At 68.5% G+C, this 6,708-nt stretch carries 6 protein-coding genes; 5 read left to right on the top strand and 1 reads right to left on the bottom strand.

What is annotated here, in order from left to right:
- On the bottom strand, positions 1-340 hold a 340-nt coding region (locus tag ABDW61_RS07065; protein WP_343637575.1), incomplete at its 3' end, for an FAD-dependent oxidoreductase.
- A 180-nt stretch (positions 341-520) separates the two neighbouring features.
- Between ABDW61_RS07065 and ABDW61_RS07060 the strand changes: the two genes are divergently transcribed.
- The 5 genes from ABDW61_RS07060 to ABDW61_RS07040 all read left to right on the top strand — a co-directional run bounded on the left by ABDW61_RS07060 (position 521) and on the right by ABDW61_RS07040 (position 6,707).
- On the top strand, positions 521-1,189 hold the full coding sequence (locus tag ABDW61_RS07060; RefSeq protein WP_067067043.1) for a Crp/Fnr family transcriptional regulator: 669 nt from the start codon (positions 521-523) through the stop codon (positions 1,187-1,189).
- Positions 1,190-1,289: 100 nt separating this feature from the next.
- Positions 1,290-3,668: a DNA translocase FtsK 4TM domain-containing protein gene (locus ABDW61_RS07055; protein ID WP_343637573.1), complete on the top strand. Its 2,379-nt coding sequence runs from the start codon at positions 1,290-1,292 to the stop codon at positions 3,666-3,668.
- An 11-nt stretch (positions 3,669-3,679) separates the two neighbouring features.
- Positions 3,680-4,303: an outer membrane lipoprotein chaperone LolA gene (gene lolA / locus ABDW61_RS07050; protein ID WP_343637571.1), complete on the top strand. Its 624-nt coding sequence runs from the start codon at positions 3,680-3,682 to the stop codon at positions 4,301-4,303.
- A 7-nt stretch (positions 4,304-4,310) separates the two neighbouring features.
- On the top strand, positions 4,311-5,702 hold the full coding sequence (locus ABDW61_RS07045) for a replication-associated recombination protein A (protein WP_343637568.1): 1,392 nt from the start codon (positions 4,311-4,313) through the stop codon (positions 5,700-5,702).
- A 3-nt stretch (positions 5,703-5,705) separates the two neighbouring features.
- Positions 5,706-6,707 (top strand): amino acid ABC transporter substrate-binding protein, encoded by a 1,002-nt coding sequence (locus ABDW61_RS07040; RefSeq protein WP_343637566.1) that lies wholly within the window; start codon positions 5,706-5,708, stop codon positions 6,705-6,707.
- The last annotated feature ends 1 nt before the right edge of the window (position 6,708 follow it).

The following is a 6,708-nucleotide window of genomic DNA, read 5'->3' as shown; positions in this document are numbered from 1 at the left end:
TCGCCAGGATCACCGCGTCGGCGGTGTACACGGCGCTGTCGCCGGTCAGCGTGAACGGGCGCTTGGAGAAGTCGACGCTGTTGATGTGGTCGAAGACGATCTCGGTCTGGAAGCGCTCGGCATGCTGTTGGAAACGCTGCATCAGCTCCGGTCCCTGCACGCCCATCACGTCGGCGGGCCAGTTGTCGACTTCGGTGGTGGTCATCAACTGACCCCCTTGCGCCATGCCGGTGACCAGCAGCGGCTTCAGGTTGGCGCGGGCCGCGTAGATGGCGGCGGTGTAGCCGGCGGGGCCGGAACCGAGGATCAACAGCTGGGCGTGGCGGGTGTTTTGGCTCATGACGAAGGAGATGGGGATGCGCACGGTGGACGCAAGGGTCGACAGCCTAAAGGCCTGTCGGCGTAGACCCTATGAACAGCCGTGAACAAATTGGCACAATGCATCCATTCTAGGTGGCGGGTCCCTCTGTCATCCTGGACACCACGATTGACCCTAACCCCCGACAGGAGGCACCCCTTCATGGCCATGTTGTCCAATTTGGATCTGATCCGCAGGGTTCCCTTGTTCTCCCTGCTGACCGCCGACCAGGCCCAGTCCATCGCGGACAGCGTGGTGAAGCGGCGATTCAAGCGCGGCGAACTGATCGTCGAGCAGGGCACCAAGTCCAACGCGCTCTTCATCCTGCTGAATGGCCGGGCGCGCGTGCTGACCGCCGACAGCCGCGGCCGCGAGGTCATCCTCGCGGTGCTGCAACCTGGCGACTACGTCGGCGAGATGAGCCTGATCGACAACGAACCGCATTCGGCCACGGTCAGAGCCGAGGTGCAGACCGACATGCTGGTGCTGGGCCGCGCCGATTTCGCGCGTGGCCTGCCGGAGCCGTCCAGCCTGGCCTACGGCATCCTGCGCGGCCTGGTCGCGCGGCTGCGCAATGCGGACCGCCAGATCGAGTCGCTGGCCTTGCTCGATGTCTATGGCCGCGTCGCGCGCACGCTGCTCGACATGGCCGAAGAGGAGAAGGGCGTGAAGATCATCCGCGGCAAGGTTTCGCGCCAGGACATGGCCAAGGTCGTCGGCGCGTCGCGCGAGATGGTCAGCCGCGTCATGAAGGACCTCGAGGACAAGGGCGTGATCGAGACGCTCGAGAACGGCTCGGTGGTCATCAAGGAGCGCCTGCAGCACGATTGATGCGGCGAGTCCAGGCGCGGTCGTCCGCGCCTCAACGTTTCTTCACCATGCGGCCGGCGCCCCGGTCCGGGATGCGGGCCGGCTGCGTCACAATCGCGGGATGAGTTTTCCCGGTTCCCTGCTGGGCGGCGGTGACGACGCCGCCCCACCCGAGCGCCCCGCGCCGGCGCGCAAGTCCAAGAAGGCCGCAGCCGCCGCGGCGGCTCCCGTGGCCACGCCCAGTCCGCTGCGCACGCCGCTGTGGCTGCTGGCCGGCGCGCTGGTGTGGTGCCTGGTCTTGCTCGCGATGGTCAGCCATGACCGCGCTGACGCCGCCTTCAGCACCGCCGGGACGTCTGCGCTGACGCACAACCGCGTCGGCTCGCTCGGCGCCTGGATCTCCGACCTGCTGCTGTTCGGCTTCGGCTACTCCTGCTGGTGGCTGATGCTGGTGTCGCTGCGCGCCTGGCTGAGCGGTCTGGCGCGGCTGCTGCGCGCTGACGGCAGCCCCACGCCCACGCTCAAGCAGCGCCTGCCGACCCTGGCCGGCCTCGCGCTGCTGATGGCCGCGAGTTGCGCGCTCGAATGGACCCGGCTCTACGGCTGGGAGGCGCGGCTGCCGGGTCATGCCGGCGGCGTGCTGGGCTACCTGCTGGGCCCGGCCAGCATGAAGCTGCTGGGTTTCGCGGGCTCGGGCGTGGTCTGGATCGCGGCGCTGGTGACCGGCGTCGCGCTGGCGCTGAAGTTCTCGTGGCTGCGCGCGGCTGAGCAGATCGGCACCTGGATCGAGCGCCTGATCGAGAAGCGCGAGACCCGCCGCGAGATCGCCGAGGACAAGCGCGTCGGCAAGGAAGCCAAGCGCGAGCGTGAGGCGATCGTCGAGGTCGAGCGCCAGGTCGAGGAGGAGCACCACATCCCGATCGTGATCGAGCCGCCGGTGCCGGAAGTGCCCAAGTCCACGCGCGTCATCAAGGAGCGCCAGCAGACGCTGTTCAGCGACCCGGCCGACACCAAGCTGCCGCAGGTCGACCTGCTGGACGCGCCGCCGCCGCGCATCGAGACAGTCACGCCTGAATCGCTGGAGATGACCAGCCGCATGATCGAGAAGAAGTTGAAGGACTTCGGCGTCGAGGTGCGGGTGGTGGCGGCCTCGCCGGGACCGGTGATCACGCGCTATGAGATCGAGCCGGCCACCGGCGTGAAGGGCTCGCAGATCGTCAACCTGGCCAAGGACCTGGCGCGCTCGCTGAGCCTGACCTCGATCCGCGTGGTCGAGACCATTCCCGGCAAGAACTTCATGGCGCTGGAACTGCCGAACGCGCGGCGCCAGACCATCCGCCTGTCGGAGATCCTGGGCTCGCAGGTCTACGCGGACGCGTCGTCGGCGCTGACGATGGGCCTGGGCAAGGACATCGTGGGCCTGCCGGTGGTGGCCGATCTGGCCAAGATGCCGCACTGCCTGGTGGCCGGCACGACCGGTTCGGGCAAGTCGGTGGGCATCAACGCGATGATCCTGTCGCTGCTGTACAAGGCCGAGGCCCGTGACGTCCGTCTGATCCTGATCGACCCGAAAATGCTGGAAATGAGCGTCTACGAGGGCATCCCCCACCTGCTCGCGCCGGTCGTGACCGACATGAAGCAGGCCGGCAACGCGCTGAACTGGTGCGTCAACGAGATGGAGCGGCGCTACAAGCTGATGTCCAAGCTGGGCGTGCGCAACCTGGCGGGCTACAACAAGAAGATCAGCGACGCGGCCGAGCGCGAGGAGAAGATCCCCAATCCGTTCAGCCTGACGCCGGAGGAGCCGGAACCGCTCGAACGCCTGCCTCACATCGTCGTCGTCATCGACGAGCTGGCCGACCTGATGATGGTGGTCGGCAAGAAGATCGAGGAACTGATCGCGCGCCTGGCGCAGAAGGCGCGCGCGGCCGGCATCCACCTGATCCTGGCGACGCAGCGTCCGTCGGTGGACGTGATCACCGGCCTGATCAAGGCCAACATCCCCACGCGGCTGTCCTTCCAGGTGTCGAGCAAGATCGACTCGCGGACCATCCTCGACCAGATGGGCGCCGAGGCGCTGCTGGGCATGGGCGACATGCTCTACATGGCCTCGGGCACCGGGCTGCCGGTGCGGGTGCACGGCGCCTTCGTCAGCGACGACGAGGTGCATCGCGTCGTCGAATATCTGAAAGAGCAGGGCGGCGAACCCAACTACATCGAGGGCATCCTCGAGGGCGGCGTGCTCGATGGCGATGGTGGCGGCGACGGGTTGCCGGGCCTGACGGCCGGCGGCGACGGCGAATCCGATCCGATGTACGACCAGGCCGTCGCGGTGGTGCTGCAGCACAAGCGGGCGTCGATCTCGCTGGTGCAGCGTCATCTGCGCATCGGCTACAACCGGGCGGCCAGATTGCTGGAACAGATGGAGAAGTCCGGGGTGGTGTCGGCGATGGCCACGAATGGCAACCGCGACATCATCGTGCCCAAGCGAGACGAATGAGCAAGGCTGACATGTTTCTCCGTTCCCTGACCCGCGGCGCGGCCGCGATCGCGCTGAGCGCCTCGGCCGCGCTGGCCCATGCCGACGGCGTGAGCGCGTTGCAGCAGTTCGTCACCGAGGTGAAGAGCGGCCGCGCGAGCTTCACCCAGACCGTCACCGCGCCGGACGGCAAGCGCAAGAAGACGAGCGCCGGCGTGTTCGAGTTCCAGCGGCCCAACCAGTTCCGCTTCGCCTATGCGAAGCCCGCGGAGCAACTGATCGTCGCGGACGGCAAGGAGGTCTGGGTCTATGACCCGGACCTGCAGCAGGCCACGGTCCGCCGCATGGACCAGGCGCTGGGCGCGACGCCGGTGGCGCTGCTCGCGGGCGGTGACCTGTCGAAGGATTTCGTGCTGAAGGCGCTGCCGGCGGCCAATGGGCTGGACTGGGTGCAGGCCACGCCCAAGCGCAACGACGCGAACCTGCAGAGTCTGAAGCTCGGCTTCAAGGGCCGCGAGCTGTCGGCGTTGGAGATCCTCGATGGCTTCGGTCAGCAGTCGGTGATGCAGTTCTCGGCGGTCGAGCCCAACGCCAAGGTGCCGGCCGAGCGCTTCCGCTTCACGCCGCCGCCGGGCACCGACATCGCGCGCCAGTGATCCGCCGATGAGCAACGCGTCGCTGTTCCCCGACGAGTTCGACCCCGTGCCGGGCGCTCAGCGCCTGGCTGCGGCGCCGAGCCCGCATGCGCCGCTGCCCGAGCGGCTGCGCCCGCGCCAGCTCGACGAGGTGGTCGGCCAGCGCCATCTGCTGGGCGAGGGCATGCCGCTGCGCGTCGCGCTGGAGAGCGGCCGGCCGCATTCGATGATCCTGTGGGGCCCGCCGGGCGTCGGCAAGACGACGCTGGCGCGGCTGATGGCGCAGTTCTTCGATGCGCAGTTCATCGCGATCTCGGCGGTGCTGGGCGGCGTCAAGGACATCCGCGAGGCGGTGGAGCGCGCGCAGGCCGCCGCGGGGCAGGGGCGCCGCACGATCGTGTTCGTGGACGAGGTGCACCGCTTCAACAAGGCGCAGCAGGACGCTTTCCTGCCGCACGTCGAGTCCGGGCTGTTCAGCTTCATCGGCGCGACGACGGAGAACCCGTCCTTCGAAGTGAACTCGGCGCTGCTGTCGCGGGCGACGGTGCATGTGCTCAAGGCGCTCGACGAGCAGGACATGCGCGAGCTGCTGACGCGCGGGCGTGAGGCACTGGGCGCGCCGCCGGTCAGCGAGGCCGCGACGCTGCGGCTGATCGGCTATGCCGACGGCGACGCGCGGCGCCTGCTGAACACGCTGGAGACGGTGTCGCAGCTGACGCCGCCGGACACTTCGGAGATCGACGAGGCGCTGCTCGAGCGCACGCTGGGCGAGCAACTGCGGCGCTACGACAAGGGCGGCGACCAGTTCTACGACGTGATCTCGGCGCTGCACAAGTCGGTGCGCGGCTCCCATCCGGACGCGGCGCTGTACTGGCTGGTGCGGATGCTCGATGGCGGCGTCGATGCGCGCTACATCACGCGGCGGCTGATCCGGATGGCGAGCGAGGACATCGGCAACGCCGATCCGCGCGCGCTGCGGATCTGCCTGGACGCGGCCGAGACCTACGAGCGGCTGGGTTCGCCCGAAGGCGAGCTGACGCTGGCGCAGGCGGTGGTCTACCTGGCGATCGCGCCGAAGTCGAACGCCGTCTACAACGCCTACAACCAGGTGCGCGCGCTGATCAAGCAGGACAGCTCGCGGCCGGTGCCGGTGCACTTGCGCAATGCCCCCACGCGCCTGATGAAGGAGCTCGGCTACGGCAAGGCCTATCGCTACGCGCATGACTTCCCTGGCGCCTACGTGGCCGGCGAGCAATACCTCCCGGACGGTCTCGAGGACCAGCGCTTCTATGAGCCGGTGCCGCGCGGTCTGGAGATCAAGATCGGCGCGCGTCTGGACGAGTTGCGCCGCCTCGATGCCGAGGCGCTCGGCCAACCGGGGACGGAGCCGTCCGATGCCGACCCTTCCAGCGAGGCCTGAGCGATGAACGCGAGGATCGTCATCGTCATGGCCGCGGCCCTGCTGGCGCTCGCCGGCACCGTGTGCGCGGCGGTGTCGCCGCCAAGAGCCGGCAAGCTGGTCTCGACCAAGCCGGTGACGCAGGCGCCGCATGCGGCCTCGCGCGCGGCTCAACCGGCCGAGGGGCCGACGCTCACGCGCATCCGCGAAACCGGTGTGATCGTCATCGGCTACCGGCCCTCGTCGGCGCCGTTCTCCTTCCTCGATGCCCAACTGCGGCCGACCGGTTACTCGGTCGACCTGTGCGAGCGCGTCATCGCCTCGCTGCGGGTCCGGCTCAACCTGCCCGACCTGGAGGTGCGGCGCGTGGCGGTCGGTTCGGCGACGCGGATGCCGATGGTCAGCAACGGCTCGCTGGACATGGAGTGCGGCATCACGACCAACACCGCGGAGCGGGCGCGCAGCCAGGCTTTCTCGGTGACCATCTTCGTGGCCGAGACCAAGCTGATGAGCCGCCACGGCGAGAAGGTGCAGAGCCTGCCCGACCTGCGCGGGCGGCCGGTGGTGAGCACCATCGGCACGACCAGCATCCAGCACCTGGCCAAGGTCAACGAGCAGCAGGGACTGGGCATCCGCATCGTCGCCGGACTGGACGATCCCGACGCATTCCAGCTGCTGCGCAGCGGCCGCGCGGACGCGTTCCTGATGGACGACGTCATCCTGCGCACGCTGCTGGCGCAGCAGGGGGCGGCGGTCTCGGCGGACGACTACGTGATCTCCGACCACGCGCTCACGATCGAGCCCTACGCCATCGGGCTGAACCGGGACGATCCGATGTTCAAGACCATGGTCGATGACGTGCTGACAGGGCTGTATCGCAGCGGCGAGATCCACGCCATCTACAAGCGCTGGTTCGAATCGCCGCTGCCGCCCAGCGGCATCAACCTGAAGCTGCCGATGTCGGCCGCTTTCCGGCGCGTGATCGCGCAGCCGACGGATTCACCGGACCCGGAGCGTTATCGCTGAG

It is taken from the genome of Roseateles sp., assembly GCF_039595595.1.
Lineage (GTDB): Bacteria > Pseudomonadota > Gammaproteobacteria > Burkholderiales > Burkholderiaceae_C > Roseateles.
This window is presented reverse-complemented; position numbering and strand designations above follow the sequence as displayed.